This is a genomic window from Quadrisphaera sp. INWT6, from assembly GCF_015390235.1.
In the GTDB taxonomy this organism is placed as follows: Bacteria; Actinomycetota; Actinomycetes; order Actinomycetales; family Quadrisphaeraceae; genus Quadrisphaera.
Genome location: NZ_VUOH01000002.1, coordinates 56862 through 76113 on the forward strand (window position 1 = coordinate 56862; position 19252 = coordinate 76113).

Here is a 19252-nt window from a genome sequence, read left to right on the forward strand (position 1 = left end):
GGTCTGGCTCGCTCTCAGGCGCGGGTGGGGTCGAGGGATGACGACGAGGGCGCCGTCGGTGGCGGCTCGTGCACGTAGGCGGTGGGCTCCCGGTCACCCAGGGGGCGGTTGAAGGGGTCCTCGCGGCGCGCCCGGCGGGAACCGACGGGATCGATCCGCGCGGTGAGGATCGCGGGGACGTCAGGGGCGGGACCGGCGAGGACCCACCCGTCGTGGCCGACGACGACGCTGTCGCCGATGAAGCGCTGCCCGCGCTCGGTGCCCACGCGGCTGCACGCCGCGACGTACACCTGGTTGGAGTGGGCGTTGGCCATGGTCATGACGTTGGCCAGCGACGGACCGGGCTGCTGGTGGGGGTTGGGCACCCAGTCGCTGGGCGCCAGCACCAGGTCGGCGCCCTGCAGCGCGAGGCTGCGGGTGCTCTCGGGGAACCACGCGTCGTAGCAGATGATCATGCCGACGCGCCCGAACGGCGTCTCCACGACGGGAAAGGAGTCGCCGCGGTCGAAGACCAGCTTCTCGGAGTTCCAGAGGTGCACCTTGCGGTACACGCTCTCGACGCCGCGGGGCGAGACGAGGACGGCGCTGTTGTAGACGCGGCCGTCGCTCAGCTCGTTGATGCCCCCGCACACCCAGGCGCCGGTCTCGTCGGCCACAGCCTGCCAGGCGCGGACCACGGGCCCGTCCAGCGGCTGCGCGCAGGCGAGCGACTCGGCGTAGTCGTGGAAGGCCCACCCGGCGCTGGCGCACTCGGGCAGCACCACCAGCGACGCACCAGCCGCAGCGGCCTCGCGGACCGCGGCGGTGGTGAGGTCGGCGTTGGCCTCGACGTCACCGATGACGGGGTCGACCTGGGCGCAGGCGATGGTGAACGCCGTGCCGCTGGTCATGGGGCCTCCTGGGCAGTGGTCGCTGGTGGTGGTGGGGTGGGTGGAGGTGGGTGCGGGAAGGTTCCGGGGGGGCGCCCCTTCCCGCACCCACCGGCCTACTTGCCGCCCTCGGTGAGCTGGACGGTGGCGGGGGTCCAGCTGGCTCCGCTGGCGTCCACCCCCGTCCGCCTCCAGCAGCTCCAGCGCCGCGTCGTTGAGGTCGGTGCGGTAGGCGCCGGCGTCCGGGGCGGCAGCGAGCACGCCGCCGTCGACACCCACCTGGACGGTCCTGTCCCAGGCCTCCTTCGACATCGCGCCGATGCCGCTGGTGGAGGGCCAGATCAACTTGTTGATCTCGTTCATCATGAACGCCTGGTGCGAGCGGCCCAGAGCGCTGCCCTGCGCCACCACGGTGTCGACGCACGAGTCGGCGTCGTCGCGGCAGTGGATCCAGCCCTCGTCGGTGGCGGCGATGAAGCGGGTCGCGATGTCGGCGTTGTCACCCTGCTCCAGCCAGGCCTGCTGGGCGTAGACACCGTCCTCCAGCGTGCCGAAACCGAGGTCCTGCAGGTCCAGGGTGCTGAAGTCCGAGGGCTGGTACAGCTGGCCGGTGGCGGGGTTCACCGTCTCCAGCAGCTGCGCGTACTCGTTGTAGGTCTTGGCCTGCACCGAGTCGGCCTCGCGGTTGAGCAGCAGTGACATGTCGAAGGGCTGCTGCACCACGGTCACGTCCTTGGCGGGGTCGACGCCCGAGGCCTTCATGGCCGCGAAGAGCGTCAGCTCGTTGCCGCCGCCCCAGCTGCCCAGCGTCGTTCCCTTCAGAGCCGTCAGCGAGGTGATGCCGCTGTCGGCCCAGGAGACCTGCAGGTAGGCGCCCCGCTCGAAGGTCTGGCTGATGTTGACGATGTCGGCGCCCTGCTCGCGCGAGGCCATCGACTTGATGACGTGGCTGACTGCGAACTGCGCGTTGCCGCTGGCCAGCACCTGCTGGGGGACGACGTTGGTGCCGCCCTCCTGGATGGTGACGTCGAGGCAGCGCTTCGCGTAGTCGCCGTTCTCCTTGGCGGCGTAGTACCCGGCGAACTGCGCCTGGGTGACCCACTGGAGCACCACGGTGACCTCGTCGACCTTCGCGCAGTCGGCGCTCGAGGCCGCCGCGGCCGCGGCGGTGGATGAGGTCGTCGCCTCGGACATGCCGCCGCAGGCGGACAGCGCGGCGACCGCGCCGAAGGCGCCGAGGAGGGCCGCGCCGCGGCGGAGGGTGGAGGTGAGCACGTGATGGCCTCGCGTTCGTCGGAGGGGCGGGGTGGGTGGGGTGGAGCGGGGACCCCGGCGCCGCGGGTGACGGCGCCGGGAAGGCTGGTGGTGGCTCGCGGAGGGGCGGGGGTCAGCCGCTGGTGGCGGAGCGCCAGGGCACGGCGACGCGCTCGACCAGCGCGATGAGGCCGTAGAGCGACAGGCCCAGGAGGCTGGCCACGAAGACCGCGGCCCACGTCTGGTCGAAGCGCGACATGGCGGCGGTGTTGGCGATCAGCACGCCCAGGGCGTTGGAGGTGCCGCCGAAGTACTCGGAGACGATCACGGCGATCACCGACAGGGTGGCGCCGACGCGGAGCCCGTCGAACAGGGCGGGCAGCGCACCCGGGAGCCGCACGTGCACGAGCAGCTGTCGGCGGCTCGCCGAGACCGACTGCATGTACTCGCGGTGCGTCGGGGACACGGCCAGCAGCCCGCGCGTGGTGTTGACGACCACGGGGATGGTCACGGACAGGGTCGCGACCGCCACCTTGGAGGCGATCGAGGTGCTCCCCAGCCAGGCGTTGAAGATGGGCGCGAGGGCGACGATGGGGGCGCAGCCGGCCAGTGCGACCAGGGCCAGCACCACCCGCGCGACGCCCTCGAACATCGCGATGACCACGGACGCGAGCACTCCGAGTGCAGCACCGGCGAGCACCGCGAGCACGACGGCCGTGGCCGTGGGACGCGCCGCCGACAGCAGGGCCGGAGCATCGCTGACCACCGCCTGCGCGATGGCGCTGGGGGCGGGCAGAAGGTAGGCCTGCACCCCGCCGACGAGCACCACGAGCTGCCAGGAGAGCAGGAGCACCACGCCGAGGACCGCTGCGGGCGCCAGGGCCGACAGCAGGCCCCGGCCGCGGCCGCGGGACAGCCTGACCGGGCGCTCGACGGGAACGAGCGCGCTCACAGCCCGGCCGTGGTCGGCTCGAGGACGGCGTGCAGGCGCTCCCGGACGTGCCGCTCAGCGGCCTGGAACTCGTCGGTGAGGCGGGTCTCGTCGGTGCGCGGGTAGGGCAGGTCGACCGGGATGCGGGAGGCGATGCGCCCGGGCCGCGGCGACATCACGACCACCTCGGTGGACAGGAACACCGCCTCCGGGATGCTGTGGGTGACGAAGACGACGGTGGTGCCGGTGGCGCGCCAGATGCGCAGCAGCTCTCGCTGGAGGTGCTCCCGGTTCATCTCGTCGAGGGCGCCGAGGGGCTCGTCCATGAGCAGCACGCGCGGCTGCATGGCCAGGGCGCGTGCGATGGCCACGCGCTGCTGCATGCCCCCGGAGAGCTGGCGGGGGCGGTGGTCGGCGAACTGCGTCAGCTTGACCAGCTCGAGCATCTCGTCAGCGCGCTGGCGGCGCTCGGCCCGCCCGACGCCCTGCACCTGCAGCGGCAGCTCGATGTTGCGGCGGACCGTGCGCCAGTCCATGAGGCCGGGCGCCTGGAAGGCCATGCCGTACTGGCGGGTGCGGCGCGCCTCGGCGGCGATGGTGCCGGCGACCTCGACGGTGCCGGTGGTGGGGGTGACGAGGTCTCCGATGACGCGCAGCAGAGTGGACTTGCCGCACCCCGACGGGCCGAGCAGCGACACGAAGCCGCCCTCGGGGATGTCGAGGTCGATGTCGTCGAGGGCGACGACGTCGCCGCTGCTCGTGGAGAAGGTCTTGCTGACGCCGGCCAGGCGGATGGCGGTGCCGGTGGGGGTCGGGGTGGTGGGGGTGGTCATCAGTGCTCCCTCTTCGACAGGACGAGGCGCTCGGCGAGGGCGATGACCTGCACGAAGACCACTCCCGCGAGGGAGGCCACCAGCACGGCGGCGTACAGGTTGGCCGGGGCGAGCGAGTAGTAGTAGGCGGCGGTGAGGATGGCCCGGCCGATGCCCAGGCCGGCTCCGGCGCTCAGCTCGCCCACCACGGCGCCCACCACCGAGGCGGTGGCGGCGAGGCGCAGGCCGGTGAAGAAGCTCGGCACGGCCGCCGGCACTCGCACGAGCAGCAGGGTCTGCAGCGGCGAGGCCGCCACCGAGCGCATGAGCTCGACGTGCGTCAGGTCGGCGGAGAGCAGCCCGGTGGCGGTGTTCAGCGTCACCGGGAAGAAGGCGAGGTAGGCCGAGATGACGGTGACGGCCACCCAGCTGGGGAAGCCGGCGCCACCGATCCAGACGACAACGATGGGCGCCAGGGCCACCAGCGGGATGGTCTGCGAGACCACCAGCCACGGCATGCTCGCGCGCCCCAGCCACGGGAGCTGGCGCATCAGCAGGGCGAGGCACACGCCCACCGCGGCCCCCAGCGCCAGGCCGTAGGCGGCCTCGCGCAGCGTGACGCTGGTCTGCTGGAGGTAGTAGGCGAGCAGCGTCTGGTCCGACGCGGTGGAGGCCGGGCCGGCCAGCGCGGCGAGCACCTGCCAGACGTGCGGCATGGCGGCGTCGTCGGTGGCCACCGGGAGCGGCAGCGAGGTGAGGGGGACGAGGTCGCCCGTGGCCTGGCCGAGCGCCTTGTACCCCTCCCAGGCGAGCAGGGCCATCGCGATGACGGCGGCGGCGGTGGCCAGGTCGCGCAGGGTGCGGCCCAGCTGCCGCGACGCCCCGCGGCGCGCGCGGACGGGGGGCGGGGGCGCCGCTGGCGGCGCGACCGCTGCGCTGGGGCGCGGGGCCGTGCGGGTGGCTGCCATGGGTCTCCCTCGACTATCCGGTTCATTCACCGGACCATTGGTCCGATATAAATGATCCTGGCTGTACCGGGTTTCCGTCAACGGCGTCTCGTGTGAACTCCGTGTTTCCGCCGCATCGGCCGGCGCGTCGTCGCGACGCGCCGTGACGCACGGACGCCCCGCCGACGGCGTCGGCGGGGCGCAGGGCGGTAGGACGTCGCGGCGGGGTGAGCGGGTGGAGGGCCCGAGGGGGTTACCGCGGTCAGTACCCGGCCGCGAAGGCCGCGACGCCGGGCCCGAGCCCGGAGCGCTCCAGGAGGGCGCCCAGCCGCTGGGCCTGGGAGGTGACCACCTCGACGGCGGAACTGAGGCGCTCCTCGGTGAGGCGGTAGTGCGGGCCGCTGGTCCACAGCGCGTAGGTGACCTGGCCGTGCACGCGCACCGGCGCCGCCACCGCGGTCAGGCCCTGCTCGAGCTGGCTCTGCGTCACCGCGTACCCGCGGGCGCGGATGGCCGCGAGCTCCGCGGCGAGGTCGTCGAAGGACCGGAAGGAGGTCAGGGGCGGCTGGGACGCGTCGCGCTCGAAGGAGGCGCGCGCCACGTCGGGGTCCTCCCAGGCGAGCAGGACCCGACCCGTCGACGTCCTCCAGCTCGACAGCAGGCGCGGGACGCGCCGCGGGGCGTGGCCGATGAGGTGCGGCCCGGGAACCTCCACGATGACCATCGCCTGGTCACCGCTGAGCCTGTCGACGCCAGCGGTCTCCCCGGTGGCCCGCGCCACGTCGGTCAGGACGTCGCGCACGCCGCGGGTCACCGACTCCTCGGTGGCGAGCCCCTCGGTCATGAAGAGCAGGTCGAGGGAGAGCCGCACCCTCCGGGTCAGCGGGTCGGAGACCAGCCAGCCCTCCGCCTCCAGGGCGGTGGCCACGCGGTGGCACGTGGCCTTGGCGATGCCGCTCTCGCGGGACAGGTCGGACAGGCCGATGCCCTCGGGGTAACCGGCCACCGTCCGCACCACCACGACGGTCTTCTGCACGAGGCCGAGCTCGCTGCCGCGGGCGGCTCCCGCCCCGTCGGCGGAGCCGGGAGCGGTGCTGTCAGGGGTGCTCATCGGAAGTACCTCCCCAGGGCGTCGATGGTCGCCATCTTGGTCGGTCCGAGCGGGTTGAGGACGGGGACGCGCACACCGGCGGCGTGGTACTCCTCCAGCTTGGCCGCGGCGTCCGCCGTCGTCCCGGCCGCGGCGACGCGGTGCACGGCCTCGTCGGGCACCAGCCGCATGGCGCGCTTGACGTCCTCGGGGCGCGCGGGCCAGCCCGCCACCTCCTGCAGGCGCGTCACCAGCTCCGCCTCGACGCCGCAGTGCTCGGCGATGTGGGGCTGCTGCATCAGGTACAGCGCGAGGAAGGCCCGGCACTCGTCGACGGCGGCGGCCGGATCGGCGTCGTCGACGGCCACGGCGACGGCCTGCGTCACGTCGAGGGAGGTGGTGCCGTCGGTGCGCTTCGCCACCCCCCGGCCGATGGCCGCGCTCGCGCCCTCGAGGTAGGAGACCGGCAGCAGGAAGTCGAGGTAGACGCCGTCCATCACCTCACCCGCCAGCTCGAGCATGCGGGGACCGACGGCGCCCGCGTAGACGGGGATGTCGACGGCGGTGTTCTCGGCGTACATCCGGTCGAAGCGGACGCCGTCCACGTGCACGAACTGGCCGTGATGAGTGACCTCCTCGTTCGCGAAGAAGCGCTTGAGCACGTCCACGTACTCGCGCATCGCGGTGACGGGCTTGGTCACGGGGGTGCCGACGCGACTGGCCAGCGGCTCCCACCACGCCCCCAGCCCGCAGACCACGCGGCCGGGGGCCAGCTCGTCGAGCGTCTTGAACGTCACGGCCATGAGCGCGGCGTTGCGGGTCTTGTTGTTCACCACCCCCGAGCCGATCCGCACGGTGCGCGTCCGCTCGGCGAGGATCGCCATCAGCGTGACCGCGTCGCGGGTGAGGCGGCCCTCGGCCACCCACAGCGAGTCGAAGCCGTGCTCCTCGGCCAGCTCGGCGGCGGCCCAGGTCTCGGACAGGGTGAAGCGCTCACCGAGGTGCACGCCGAGCTGGATGCGCATGGGGTCTCTTCTCTCGTGGGGGTCCGGGGCCGGGGCAGCCGTCAGGGCTGCGGTCAGGGCTGGCGGGAGCGGTGCAGGTAGGTGCCGCGTCCACGCCGCAGGCCGGGCGCCGGCTCGCCGTCGACCGAGACCAGCTCGCCGCGCGAGTAGACGGCGGCGGGCGCACCGGTGACGCGCATCTGCTCGTAGACGCTGTAGTCGGCCAGGCTGTGCTGGGCGGCCGCGCTGAGGACGCGCTCGGCGGCCGGGTCCCAGACGACGACGTCGGCGTCGGCCCCGACGGCGAGCGTCCCCTTGCGCGGGTGCAGGCCGAAGGTCCTCGCCGGCGCGGTGGAGACCAGGTCGACGAACCGCTCCATGCTGATCCGGCCGCTGAGGACCCCGGCGGTGTGCATGACCACCAGCCGCTCCTCCACCCCGGGCACGCCGTTCGGGACGCCCGTGAAGACTCCGGCGCCGCTGTCCTTCTGCGGCAGCATCCCCGGGCCGGTCCGCAGCGCGAACGAGGCGTGGTCGGTGCCGATGGTGTCGATGGTGCCGTTGGACACCTCCGCCCACAGGGCCTCCGCGTTGGCGGCCTCGCGGATGGGCGGGGAGCAGATGTGGCCGGCGGCCAGCAGTCCCGCGCCCTCGTACTGCTCGTAGCTGGAGGCCAGGTACTGGGGGCAGGTCTCAGCCCAGATCCGCGCTCCGGCCGCGCGGTGCTCGCGCACCTGGCGGGCGGCGTCGGCCGCGGACACGTGGACCACGAAGAGCGGCGCCCCCACGTGGCGGGCCAGGGTGGCCGCGCGGTTCACGGCCTCGGCCTCGGAGCTCGCCGGGTGCCCGTGCAGGTGCTCGTGCTCCGCGGTGCGGCCAGCGGCCACCAGCCCGGCCACGGCGTCGGCCACCATGTGACCGTTCTCCGCGTGCACCATGGGCAGGACGCCGAGCTCGGCCGCGGCCCTGAAGCCCTGCAGCAGCACGGCGTCGGAGACCATCGATCCGGGGTAGGCCATGAAGAACTTCCAGCTGGCCACGCCCTCGGTCTCGCTGAGGCGGCGCAGGCGGGCGAAGGAGTCGTCCTCACCGGCGGTGGCGGGCACGATCGGGTGGAACCCGAAGTCCACGACGCAGGACGCCTCGGCGGCCTCGCGTCGGGCGTGGAACGCCTCGTCCACCGGGGTTCCCGGAGGCGCGCGCACGAAGTCGACGACGGTGGTGGTGCCCCCGCACGCCGCGGCCACGGTACCGGAGTGGAAGTCGTCGATGGTCTGCGTGGCGCCGCTGGCCACCCGGTGCTCCAGGTGGGTGTGGGTGTCGACGCCGCCCGGCAGCAGGAGCCGCCCGGTGCAGTCGACCTGCTCCGCGTCGAGCGCGGAGTAGGCGCCGCGCTCGCCGTGGCCGACCACGCGGCCGTCGCGGACCAGCAGGTCGACGTCCAGGCGGCCGTCGGACGACACCACCTGGCCGCCGTGGAAGACGAGGTCGGACATCCGGTCACCTGGTTCACTGGTCGGACTGGGAGTTCGCACAGTAGAACACCGTCGCCGGTTGCGGGCGGTTCCCGCCGCAGATCGTCACACCGCCGCAGCGGTGCCGTGCCGGTCGGCCGGGTGGCGCCCTAAGGTCGCCCGGGTGAGCGATGCGCAGGAGCACCCCACCCACCGGGCCCGCACCGGGCTCGGTCTGCTGGAGGCGCTGGACCTGCGCGGCGAGGGCGTCGACGCCTCCGGGCAGGACCTCTTCAGCGGCGGCAACGAGCACGCCCCCTGGGGCCGGGTGTTCGGCGGCCAGGTGCTGGGGCAGGCCGTGGTGGCCGCGGCGCGCACCGTCGACCCGGCCCGCCCCGTCCACTCGATGCACGGGTACTTCCTGCGCCCGGGCGACCCGACCACCGACATCACCTTCTCGGTCGAGCGGCTGCGCGACGGCGGCTCGTTCAGCGCCCGCCGGGTGCACGCGCTGCAGCACGGCGCGCCGATCCTGTCGATGATCGCCTCGTTCCAGGAGCCCCAGGACGGCGCCGACCACGCCGCAGCGGCGCCGGAGGTGCGCGGCCCGGAGGAGCTGCCGAGCATCGCCGAGGTGATGGCCGCCTTCGACCACCCGATGGCCAGGTTCTGGGGCCGGGAGCGCCCCGTCGACGTGCGCCACGTCGGCGACGCCGTGTACCTGCCGCCGCGCCGTCGCGGGGCGGACGCCGCCGCGCCCTGCGGCGACCAGGCGGTGTGGCTCCGCGTGACCGCTCCCCTGCCCGACCACGCCGAGCACCAGGCCCTGCACCGCGCGGTCCTCGCGTGGGCCAGCGACGTCACCGTGCTGGAGCCGGTGCTGCGCCGCCACGGCGGGGCGTGGGCGACGCCGGGGCTCAAGGCCGCGAGCCTCGACCACGCCCTGTGGTGGCACCGTCCCGTGCGCGCCGACGAGTGGCTGCTCTTCGTGCAGGAGACCCCGTCGGCCTCCGGGGCGCGCGGCCTCGGGCTCGCCCGGGTGTACGACCGCGCCGGTGCCCTCGTGGCGACCGTGGCCCAGGAGGGCATGGTCCGCCTGCCCCCGCCCCCCTCGCCGTGATCATGGGCGCTGGCCACCTCGGGGGTGGCCAGCGCCCATGATCACGAAGGGGTGGGGAGGGGTGTGAGCGAGGTGAGGCGCTCGCGCAGCTGCGCCAGGTCGTGCGCGGACGGGCCCGCCGCCTCGTACGCCTCGGCCAGCAGCTGCAGCTGCTCGCGCAGCTGGGCGCGCACCGCGGGGTCGACGGCGGCGTCGTCGAGGCGCTCGGCCACCGCCACCGCGTGCAGCACCACGAGCGGGGTGGTCGTGGCGTAGGCGCGCAGCGCGTCGAAGACCTGGTCGACCAGCTCGACGGGCCGCACCGGGTCGCCCACGAGCCGGACCACGCCGTCGTCGTCCGCGCGCTCGGCGGCGGGGACGCGGCGGCCGACCAGGAGGACCAGCCCGCCCGACAGGTCGTCGAGGGCCGTGACCGCGGTGTACGGGTCGTTCACGCCGGACGACAGCGCCCGTGACATCAGCTCGACCAGCTGCTGCACCACGAACTCGACGTCCTGGGCCGCCGAGCGGCTGTTGGCCAGGTCGACGCACGCGCGCAGCTCTCCCAGCAGCCCCTCGTCGGCGCGCTCGGCGGGCAGCACCTCCAGCAGCACCGTCCTGTCGACGGCGTAGCGCCCCGGCCGGGCCGCCACCCGCACGAGGACGTCGCGCCGCTGGGCGATCCCCTCGACGGCCTCGAGCGCCACCTCGGCCACGTAGCCGCACGCGCCGGCGCGGACCAGGGCGGCCGGGGCCCCGCCCTCCCCCGTGAAGCGGCCGTCGTCACCGCGGTGCACCCCCGGCGGCAGCTCGGCGCGGCGCGGGGCCGGGTCGCCCACGCCCTCGGGGTAGAGCCGCCCGACGGCGTCGCGCAGCTGGTCGCAGACCCGCCGCGACAGGGTCACCACCTGCACCGACTCGCTGACGTGGTGGATGAAGAAGACCAGCACCGCGATGCAGACCACGGCGGCGAGGACGGCGAACAGCACCGCGAGGTGCGGCACGAACGCCACGGTCCCGTCCACCTCGGACGTCACCGACCGCAGCACCAGCAGCGCGTAGAGGCTGGTGGAGACGAAGGTGCCGAGCACCACGTGGGTGGCGCGGTCGGCCATGAAGCTGCGGACCAGGTGCGGCCCGTACGACGACGACGTCAGCGTCATCACCGCGATGGTGATGGAGAACGTGGTGGAGGCCACGCCGAGCATCGACCCGGCGATGGCCCCCAGCACGTCGCGGGAGCCGCTGGGCCCCGAGCGGGTGCCCAGCGGCCCCAGGCCCTGGGTCCACGCGGGACCCAGGGCGTGGTCGACGGCGATCAGCACCTGCGACAGCACGAGGGCCAGCAGGCACATGACCGCCGGGACCACCCAGAAGCTGCCGCTCGCGCGGTGCCAGGCGGCGGCGAGGCGCGCCTGGGCGCCGGTGCGGGCGGCGGCCACCGGTCAGTCGCGGGTCAGGCGGCGGTGGGTGACGCGGCCCGGGCGGGCCGCGTCCTCACCGAGGCGCTCGACCTTGTTCTCGTGGTAGCCCTCGAAGTTGCCCTCGTACCAGTACCACTGCGCCTGGTCGTCCTCGGTGCCCTCCCAGGCGAGGATGTGCGTGGCGACGCGGTCGAGGAACCACCGGTCGTGGCTGATGACCACGGCGCAGCCGGGGAACTCGAGCAGGGCGTCCTCCAGGGAGGACAGGGTCTCGACGTCGAGGTCGTTGGTGGGCTCGTCGAGCAGGAGCAGGTTGCCGCCCTGCTTGAGGGTGAGCGCCAGGTTGAGGCGGTTGCGCTCACCACCGGAGAGCACCCCGGCCTTCTTCTGCTGGTCCGGGCCCTTGAAGCCGAACGCGGAGACGTAGGCGCGCGAGGGCACCTCGACGTTGCCGACCTGCATGTAGTCGAGGCCGTCGGAGACGACCTCCCACAGCGACTTGTTGGGGTCGAGGCCGCCGCGGTTCTGGTCGACGTAGGAGACCTTCACGGTCTCGCCCACGCGGACCTGGCCGCCGTCGGGCTCCTCCAGCCCCACGATGGTCTTGAACAGCGTGGTCTTGCCGACGCCGTTCGGGCCGATGACGCCGACGATGCCGTTGCGGGGCAGCGTGAAGCTCAGGCCGTCGATGAGGACCCGGTCGCCGAAGCCCTTCGTGAGGTCGGAGACCTCGATGACCTGCGAGCCCAGGCGCGGGCCCGGCGGGATCTGGATCGACTCGAAGTCGAGCTTGCGGGTGCGGTCGGCCTCGGCCGCCATCTCCTCGTAGCGCGCCAGGCGCGACTTCGACTTGGTCTGGCGGGCCTTGGCGTTGGAGCGGACCCACTCGAGCTCGTCGGCGAGGCGCTTGGCCAGCTTCTGGTCCTTCTTGCCCTGGACCGTCAGGCGCTCGCGCTTCTTCTCCAGGTAGGTGGAGTAGTTGCCCTCGTAGGGGTAGAGGCGGCCGCGGTCGACCTCGGCGATCCACTGCGCGACGTTGTCGAGGAAGTACCGGTCGTGGGTGACGGCGAGGACGGCGCCGGGGTAGCTCGCCAGGTGCTGCTCGAGCCAGGTGACGGACTCGGCGTCGAGGTGGTTGGTGGGCTCGTCGAGGAGCAGCAGGTCGGGCTGGCTCAGCAGCAGACGGCACAGCGCCACGCGGCGGCGCTCACCACCGGAGAGGACCTTCACGTCGGCGTCGCCCGGGGGGCACCGCAGCGCCTCCATGGCCTGCTCCAGCTGGGAGTCCATGTCCCACGCGCCGGCGTGGTCGAGCTCCTCCTGGAGGTCGCCCATCTCCTTCATGAGGGCGTCGAAGTCGGCGTCCGGGTCCTCGAAGGCGGCGGTGATCTCGTTGTACCTGTCGACCTTGCGCTTGAGGTCGCCCATGCCCTCCTGGACGTTCTCCAGGACGGTCTTGTCCTCGTCGAGCGGGGGCTCCTGCAGCAGGATGCCCACCGAGTAGCCCGGCGAGAGGCGGGCCTCGCCGTTGGAGGGCTGGTCGAGACCGGCCATGATCTTGAGGATCGTCGACTTGCCGGCGCCGTTCGGCCCGACGACGCCGATCTTCGCGCCGGGGTAGAACGACATGGTCACGTCGTCGAGGATCAGCTTGTCGCCGAGGGCCTTGCGGGCCTTGTACATGGTGTAGATGAACTCCGCCATGACCTCCAGCCTAGGGGCGGGCGGGGGTCCTCCCCGCCGCCCGCCCGCCAGCACGACCGGCCGCCCGACGAGCCGCCCGACGAGCCGCCCGACCGGCCGCCCGACCGGCCCGGCTCAGGCGCCGCGGTCCGGCAGCACGCCGTCGGCGTCGACCAGCTCCTCGTCGGGCAGGTCGTCGAGGTCGGCCGCACCGCCGGCGAGCGCGTCGGCGGCCTCGTGGTGCGCCAGGGGGCGGGTGTCGAAGGTCTCCTCCACCGGCGCCGACGGCTGCACCGGCACGGAGTCCCACCGCGTGGCCCCGGGCCCTCCCGGCAGCGCCCCGGAGCGGACGACCACGCCACCGGACCCGCCACCGACCTCGGCGCCGACCCCGCCCGGCGGCTCGGAGACGCGCCGGACGTCGACGGGGTGGCGGGTGAGGTCGTAGGCGACCCAGCCGGCCACGAGCCGGAAGCTCTTGTGGACCACGCCGTCGCGGCTGGTCCACTCCGACGGCTCGAGGGTCCCCCGGACCACCACGGGGCTGCCCTTGGTGAGGGCCCGGTCGACGTTCTCGGCCAGGGCCCGGAAGCAGGTGACGTCCCACCAGGTGGAGCTGACGTCGTGCCAGTCACCGGTGCGCGGGTCCTGGCGGCGGTCGGTCTCGCAGACGCTGAAGGTGGCCCACGGCACCCCGCTCGGGGAGTGGCGCAGCTCCGGCGCCGCCCCGAGGTTGCCCCTGACCGTGTACGTGGACTTCGGCACGACAGCTCTCCTCCCACCGGCCCGCCTGCCGCGGGCGCCTGCCGACGACCCTGGCCCCGCGCTGCCGCCGTCCCCAGCCCGTGGACGGCGCCTGTGGACAGCCCCCCTCGCGCGCCGGGCTGTGGGCGGAGCGGTGACCGGGGGTCGGGTCCCGTCGCTAGCGTCTGGTCCTGTGACGAGCGCGCCGACCTCGCTGCTGGAGCCCGTGGTCCTCGAGGGCGAGCACGTGCGCCTCGAGCCGCTCTCCACCGACCACGTCGAGGGCCTCGCCGCGGCCGTCGCGGAGGGGGGCCTCGAGCACGCCTGGTACACCGCCGTGCCGACGCCGGAGGGGATGGCCGACGCCGTCGCCCAGCGCCTCGCCTGGCACGCCGAGGGCGTCAAGAACCCGTGGGCGGTGCGCCGCCTCGGGGACGGCCGGCTGGTCGGTGCCACCCACTTCTGGGCCGTCGACGCTCCGAACCGCCGCGCCGAGGTGGGTGGCACCTGGCTCGCCGCGTCGGCGCAGCGGTCGGCGGTCAACTCGGAGTCCAAGCTGCTGCTCCTGGGGCACGCCTTCGAGGCGTGCGGCGCGATCGCCGTCGAGCTGCGGACGCACTGGCACAACCGGCAGTCGCGCGCCGCCATCGAGCGGCTCGGGGCGAAGCTCGACGGCGTGCTGCGCAGCCACCAGGTCGGGCCCGGGGGCGTGCTGCGCGACACCTGCGTCTACTCGGTGCTCCCCCACGAGTGGCCCGCGGTGCGCGCCACCCTGCGGGCCTCGCTCGCCCGTCACGGCTGAGGCGCGCGGCGGGTCAGCGGCCGCGGCGCACCAGGCGGCCGAGGCGCGAGCCGCTCCGCGCCGGCGGGGCCCCCACCAGCTGCGAGCGCGCCGCGGCGAGCGACTCCCGGGTCTCGCGGTGGCGGTCCAGCACGTCGGCCACGGCGTCGAGGAGCTGCTCCCGGGCGACGACGGCGACGGCCTCGCGCAACCGCTCCCGCAGGTCCCGGCGGAGCCGCTCCGCCCGGCCCCGCACCGCGCGGCCGGCGACCAGCGCCACCAGCCAGCCGAGCAGCACGCCGCCGACCAGCAGCAGCGTCGGCAGCGGCACGGCCAGCGACGCGTACTCCGACCCGGGGGCCGGTCCGACGCGGGGCAGCGGCGGCTGGGGCAGCTGCAGCCAGCCGAGCACGCCGAGCGCCAGCAGCCACAGCGCGCCGACGGCCACGCACAGGGCGAGCACCAGCTGCAGCGCGGCGGCAGCGGACCACCAGCGCGGTGAGGGCGCTGCCAGCGGCACGGTCTGGACGGCCTGGTCGAGGGCGTCGGCGAGGTCGGCCTCGGCGGGGCCGGCGGCGGCGCGGACCTCGTCGCCCCAGCGGGCGGGCAGCTGGTCGGCGGCGGCGTCGGCGACCCGGCGGGCCGCCGTGGACACCTGGGCGCGCTGCGACGGCGTGGGCACGGGCACGGAGGTGCGGGTCAGCGACGTCGACGGCGTCGACGGCCCGGCACCGACCTCGCCGGCCGCCCCCTGCGACGCCGAGCCGAGCCCCAGGTGCAGCCGCTTCAACGGGTCGGGGCGCAGCCGCGAGAGCCACCGCGTGTACGGCCACCCCGTGCGCGCGCGCCCGGCGCGGACCTCGCTCCCCCGGACGGCGTCGGTGATCGCGGGCACCCCGGCGGCCACCGCGAGCGCGTCGACGAGCTGCTCGGCGCCGTCGGTCTGCTCCACGTCGGGCTCGGACTCCGCCACGGAGCCCTCCAGGGCCCGCAGCGCCGCGGCGACGTCGGCCTCGCTGCGGCGCCTCGCCGCGGACCGGGCCTGGACGAGGTCGGTGAGCACGCGCCGCAGGGCGCCCACCCCCTGGCCGGTGCGCGCCGACGTCGTCAGCAGTCGCACGCGGTCGAGGCCGTCGGCGGCGAGGAGGCGGCGCAGGTCCGCCTCGCAGACGGCGGCGGAGGCGTCGTCGAGGGTGTCGACCTGGTTGAGCACCACGAGGACCACGTCCTGGTGGTCTGCGAGGTGGCGCAGGTAGCCGTCGTGCAGGGCGGCGTCGGCGTACTTCTGCGGGTCGGCGACCCAGACGACGAGGTCGGCCATCTCCACGAGCCGGTCGACCTGGAGCCGGTTGCTGACGGTGGTGGAGTCGTAGTCGGGGAGGTCGAGCAGCACCAGGCCCTCGAGCACGGCCTCGGTGTCGGCGTCGAGCTCGCTGACCCGCTCGGTGCGGTGCCGGCGGGGCACCTCCAGCCAGTCGAGCAGCTCGTCGGGGACGTCGCCCCAGACGCAGGCGGTGGGGTGGGAGGTGGTGGGACGGCGCACGCCGACCGTCGCGACGGTGAGCCCGGCGACGGCGTTGAACAGGCTCGACTTGCCGCTGCCGGTGGCTCCGGCGAGCGCGACGACGCTGGCGCCCGGGTCGCTCGCGAGCCTGCCGCGGGCGCGCTCGAGCACCTGGCGGGCCGAGGCCGCGGCGGCCGGGTCGAGGGCGTCGCCGCCGACGTCGAGGGCGTGCTCGAGCTCGGCGAGGGCGGTGCCCAGCGGGGTGGTGGGCAGGTCGGGCTCGTCGGCCCAGCCCCCCGCGCCGGGCCCGCCGGCCGTCGTCGTGCTGGCGCTCATGCGCGGCGCTCCTCGTGCGGCTCCTCGTGCGGCTGCTCCTCGTCGGGCCGCCCGACGGCGTCCACCTGGCCCGCCGGCACCACGGGCAGCGTCCCGGTGACGGCGGGGACGACGGGGAGCGTGGCCGTCGTCGTCCCGCGCGGGGAGGCGGCGTCGCTGGCGCGCGAGACGGCGGCGGCGGCCTGCCGCAGCGGGGAGCCGGCGTCGCCGGTCTCGCGCAGGGGCAGCAGGTCGGCCTGGGCGTCGTGCTCGCGCTGCAGCAGGGCGGCCACGCGGGCGACGAGGTCGGCACGGGCGGCGGCGGCGAGCTGGCGCACGGCCTGGTCGCCGAAGGCGGCCTCGAGCACGCGCTGCGCGAGGGCCGCGGTGACCGCGGCGATGCCGGCCTCGGCACCGGTCAGCCCGGCGCTGGCCGCGAAGACGACGAGCATGAGCACGGCGCCGACGCCGGTGACGCCGAGGCTGTAGACGAGGGCGCGGCTGCGCTTGCCCTCCCCCTCGGCGCGGACGAGGTCGAGCACGTGCTGCTGCCAGTCGCGGACGAGGCGCTCGGCGTCGGCGCTGAAGGAGTCGGGCAGGCGCGGGTCGCGCGCCTCCTCGGGGGCGTCGGCCAGGACGGCGGCGCCCGAGGGGCGAGCCCGCCAGCGCAGCAGCGCGCTCTGGCGGGCGCGGCCGGCGGCGTCGACGACGAGCGCGGCGACGCCCGTGGCCAGGGCCTCGCCCAGCTGGTCGGCGGGGGCAGCCTTGCGGCGGACCGCGGCGACCAGCCGGTCGCGCACGCGGCCGACGCCCGCCTGCAGGCTCGCGAAGAGCTCGCCGGTGCCCACGAACTCCTGCCAGCGGGCCAGCACCTCCCCGCGCAGCAGGGTGCCGTCGGAGAGCTGCTCCTGCAGGCCGTCGGTGGCGTCGGCGTAGGCGCCGTGCAGCTCGGCGAGCAGGGAGCGCTCCTCGGCGTCCTGCGCGTCGGCGGCCTCCGCCAGGCGCGGCACCCGGGTGGCCAGCGAGGCCAGGGCCCCGGTGAGGGTCCGCTTGACCACCACGTCGCGGCTGCGCGCGTCGGCGCTGATGCTGGCGAGCCAGCGGCGCAGCGCGGCGGTCTGGTCGGCGGGGAGCATCCCGCCCTCCAGGGGCGACTCCACCACCGTGAACAGGGGCGCGCTGGTCAGCCCCGCCTCGACCAGCATCCGGGCGAGGTCGGTGCGCACGTCCTGCACCGCCTCGCGCGGGACCCTGTCGAGGACGACGGCGACGGCGGTGCCCCGCTCGGTCGCGGTGCGCAGCACCTGCCACGGCACGGCGTCGGCGTACCGCGCGGCCGTGGTGGTGAACAGCCAGAGGTCGGCGGCGCCGAGCAGCTGGACGGCGAGGTCGCGGTTGGACTCGACGACCGAGTCGACGTCGGGGGCGTCGAGCAGGGCCAGGCCCGCCGGCTGCCCCTCCACCTGCACCAGGCGCAGGCCCCTCACCGAGCCCTCCGCGCCGACCACCTCGGGGGCGCTCGCGCCGGTGGAGCGCGCCAGACCCGGCAGCACCGCGTCGGAGGCGAAGTGCGCGGCGTCAGCCGGGGCGTGCACCAGGACGGGGTACCGGGTGGTCGGGCGCAGCACCCCCGCGCTGGTCACCGGCTCCCCCACCAGGCTGTTCACCAGCGTCGACTTGCCCGCTCCCGTCGACCCGCCGACGACGGCGAGCAGCGGCGCGTCGAGGCGGCGCAGGCGCGGCAGCAGGTAGTCGTCGAGCTGGGCCAGCAGCTGCGAGCGCTCGGTGCGGGCGCGCTCGACACCGGCCGCCTCCAGCGGCAGGTCGAGGCGCGCGACCAGGTCGCGCAGGTGCTCCACCGGCTCCAGCAGCGCCGAGGCCGCGGGAGCCGCGGTCGCGGGTGCCGACGTGCTCACCCCGCCAGCCTGCCCGGCGGCGCCGACAGCCGCCACCACCAGGGGGTGCACCGGAGTCCGCGAGCGGCGGCGCGCTGCCGCCTAGGCTGGGGTCGAGCGGTCGCGCCGCCTGCCCTCGTAGCTCAGCGGAAGAGCACCGGACTTCTAATCCGATGGTCGCTGGTTCGAATCCAGCCGGGGGCGCTCGCATCGTTCCAGGTCAGGTGGATTCTACGGCCCAGTGCGTTCCGCCGGTTCGCCCTTCAGCGTCGTTCTAGTCCGCATCTAGGGCGTGTCTGACGGATCTCGCCGAGTGAGGTCCCGCAGCCAGATCCGCAGCGCCGCCACCGCCACCGTCCCGGCGAAGATGTACCCCCGCTTGTCGGTACGCATCGCGAACGCCCGGTTGTCCTTGAGCTTGGCGAACGTCCGCTCCACGACGTTGCGGCCCTTGTAGGCCTCCGCGTCGAAGGCGTACGGACGACCCCCGCGCGACCCGCGCTTGCGCCGGTGACCGGCCTGGTCATCTGGCACCGGGATCGTCGCGGTGATGTGACGACGGCGCAGGTCAGCGCGCACTGGACGACTGGAGTAGGCCTTGTCACCCATCACCCGGTCCGGTCGGGTGCGCGGGCGCCCGCACCCGCTTCGAGGGATGCGAAGCCGGCCCATCAGGACCGGGTAGGCCAACGTGTCCCCGCGCTGGCCGGGGCTGACCGCGCACACCAGGGGACGGCAGCGGGCGTCGGCGAGCAGGTGCACCTTGCTGCTCAGGCCACCGCGGGACCGCCCCAGGCCCTCTCGCTCACGGCTGGCCTGGCGCCTGGCGGCTTCCGGGTCGAGGTGTCCGGTGTTGACCCCCCGAACGCCCCCGTTCCCGGGGGCTGGGTGGGACCTGCGCGGCCAGGCGCTCGGGCGGCACGTCGCGTGGTGGTTCACCTCTGGCGCCGGCGGCGTCGTGGTGAGCGCGCATGATCGAGGAGTCGATGGACACCACCCACTCACCCTCCTGCGCAGTGAGGTTCAGGTCGCACTCGGTGCGCAGCGCGTCCAGGACCTTCTCCCATGTGCCGTCAGCTGACCAGCGTCGATGGCGGTCGTAGACGGAGTCGACAACGCTGCCAGGGACCGTAGGCCGCCGGTAGGTCTCGCCATGGTGAGCCGGTGCGGACCCGCCAGATGACCCCGTCGATGACGGGCCGGTGGTCGGCCCAGCGGCCGCCGCGGCGTGGGGTGCGGTCGGGTAGCAGCGGTTCGAGCAGGTGCCACTGGGCGTCGGGGAGGTCGTGGCGGTCAGCTGCCATGTGGGGGTAGTACCCCGAACGCAGCGTGATCGCTCAGACACGCCCTAGTTGGACACCAGGTCTCGATGGGCGCCTGACTGAGGCAACACCTACTCGAGATGGCCACGATGTCGGCGCACCACTGCCCCGTTGACAGTCCCGA

General features: G+C 74.6%; 14 protein-coding genes, 1 tRNA gene and 1 pseudogene. 3 read left to right on the top strand and 13 right to left on the bottom strand.

Annotated features, from left to right (window positions below; translation table 11 throughout):
• Window positions 1-14: 14 nt before the first annotated feature.
• From F1641_RS19720 to hydA, 7 genes are all read right to left on the bottom strand, one after another.
• Window positions 15-2144, bottom strand: coding sequence for a nitrilase-related carbon-nitrogen hydrolase (locus F1641_RS19720; protein WP_206690658.1), 2130 nt, complete (start codon window positions 2142-2144; stop codon window positions 15-17).
• A gap of 112 nt (window positions 2145-2256) precedes the next feature.
• On the bottom strand, window positions 2257-3075 hold the full coding sequence (locus F1641_RS05230; protein ID WP_194903452.1) for an ABC transporter permease: 819 nt from the start codon (window positions 3073-3075) through the stop codon (window positions 2257-2259).
• Window positions 3072-3887, bottom strand: a complete 816-nt coding sequence (locus F1641_RS05235; RefSeq protein WP_194903453.1) for an ABC transporter ATP-binding protein — start codon at window positions 3885-3887, stop codon at window positions 3072-3074. The genes F1641_RS05230 and F1641_RS05235 overlap by 4 nt, the downstream gene beginning before the upstream one ends.
• Window positions 3887-4834 (bottom strand): ABC transporter permease, encoded by a 948-nt coding sequence (locus F1641_RS05240; RefSeq protein ID WP_194903454.1) that lies wholly within the window; start codon window positions 4832-4834, stop codon window positions 3887-3889. The genes F1641_RS05235 and F1641_RS05240 overlap by 1 nt, the downstream gene beginning before the upstream one ends.
• A 241-nt stretch (window positions 4835-5075) precedes the next feature.
• Window positions 5076-5924, bottom strand: a complete 849-nt coding sequence (locus tag F1641_RS05245) for an IclR family transcriptional regulator (RefSeq protein WP_194903455.1) — start codon at window positions 5922-5924, stop codon at window positions 5076-5078.
• Window positions 5921-6928 carry an LLM class flavin-dependent oxidoreductase gene (locus tag F1641_RS05250; RefSeq protein WP_194903456.1) on the bottom strand — a complete coding sequence of 336 codons (1008 nt, stop codon included), beginning with the start codon at window positions 6926-6928 and terminating at the stop codon, window positions 5921-5923. The genes F1641_RS05245 and F1641_RS05250 overlap by 4 nt, the downstream gene beginning before the upstream one ends.
• A gap of 53 nt (window positions 6929-6981) precedes the next feature.
• A complete protein-coding gene (hydA, locus tag F1641_RS05255) occupies window positions 6982-8403 on the bottom strand; it encodes a dihydropyrimidinase (protein ID WP_194903457.1) in 1422 nt (473 codons plus the stop codon).
• 142 nt (window positions 8404-8545) lie between these two features.
• Here hydA and F1641_RS05260 point away from each other — a divergent pair, with 142 nt between their 5' ends.
• Entirely contained in the window at window positions 8546-9481 is a 936-nt protein-coding gene (locus F1641_RS05260; protein WP_194903458.1) for an acyl-CoA thioesterase II, read from the top strand.
• Window positions 9482-9522: 41 nt separating this feature from the next.
• On the opposite strand, the gene F1641_RS05265 is transcribed toward F1641_RS05260, so the two are convergent.
• From F1641_RS05265 to F1641_RS05275, 3 genes are all read right to left on the bottom strand, one after another.
• Entirely contained in the window at window positions 9523-10902 is a 1380-nt protein-coding gene (locus F1641_RS05265; RefSeq protein ID WP_194903459.1) for a DUF2254 domain-containing protein, read from the bottom strand.
• A gap of 3 nt (window positions 10903-10905) precedes the next feature.
• Window positions 10906-12588 (bottom strand): energy-dependent translational throttle protein EttA, encoded by a 1683-nt coding sequence (ettA, locus tag F1641_RS05270; protein ID WP_194903460.1) that lies wholly within the window; start codon window positions 12586-12588, stop codon window positions 10906-10908.
• Between the two features lie 114 nt (window positions 12589-12702).
• A complete protein-coding gene (locus F1641_RS05275) occupies window positions 12703-13332 on the bottom strand; it encodes a single-stranded DNA-binding protein (RefSeq protein ID WP_194903461.1) in 630 nt (209 codons plus the stop codon).
• 172 nt (window positions 13333-13504) lie between these two features.
• On the opposite strand from F1641_RS05275, the gene F1641_RS05280 reads away from it, so the two are divergent.
• Entirely contained in the window at window positions 13505-14113 is a 609-nt protein-coding gene (locus F1641_RS05280; RefSeq protein ID WP_194903462.1) for a GNAT family N-acetyltransferase, read from the top strand.
• A 13-nt stretch (window positions 14114-14126) separates the two neighbouring features.
• Here the strand turns inward: F1641_RS05280 and F1641_RS05285 are convergent, their stop codons facing one another.
• Window positions 14127-15932, bottom strand: a complete 1806-nt coding sequence (locus tag F1641_RS05285; RefSeq protein ID WP_194903463.1) for a GTPase — start codon at window positions 15930-15932, stop codon at window positions 14127-14129.
• Window positions 15929-17827, bottom strand: a complete 1899-nt coding sequence (locus F1641_RS05290; RefSeq protein WP_194903464.1) for an ABC transporter — start codon at window positions 17825-17827, stop codon at window positions 15929-15931. Before F1641_RS05290 ends, F1641_RS05285 begins: the two co-directional genes overlap by 4 nt.
• Before the next feature lie 111 nt (window positions 17828-17938).
• On the opposite strand from F1641_RS05290, the gene F1641_RS05295 reads away from it, so the two are divergent.
• Window positions 17939-18010, top strand: a tRNA-Arg gene (locus F1641_RS05295).
• 81 nt (window positions 18011-18091) lie between these two features.
• Here F1641_RS05295 and F1641_RS05300 read toward each other — a convergent pair.
• Window positions 18092-19110, bottom strand: a pseudogene (locus F1641_RS05300) (IS5 family transposase).
• Window positions 19111-19252 lie beyond the last annotated feature (142 nt).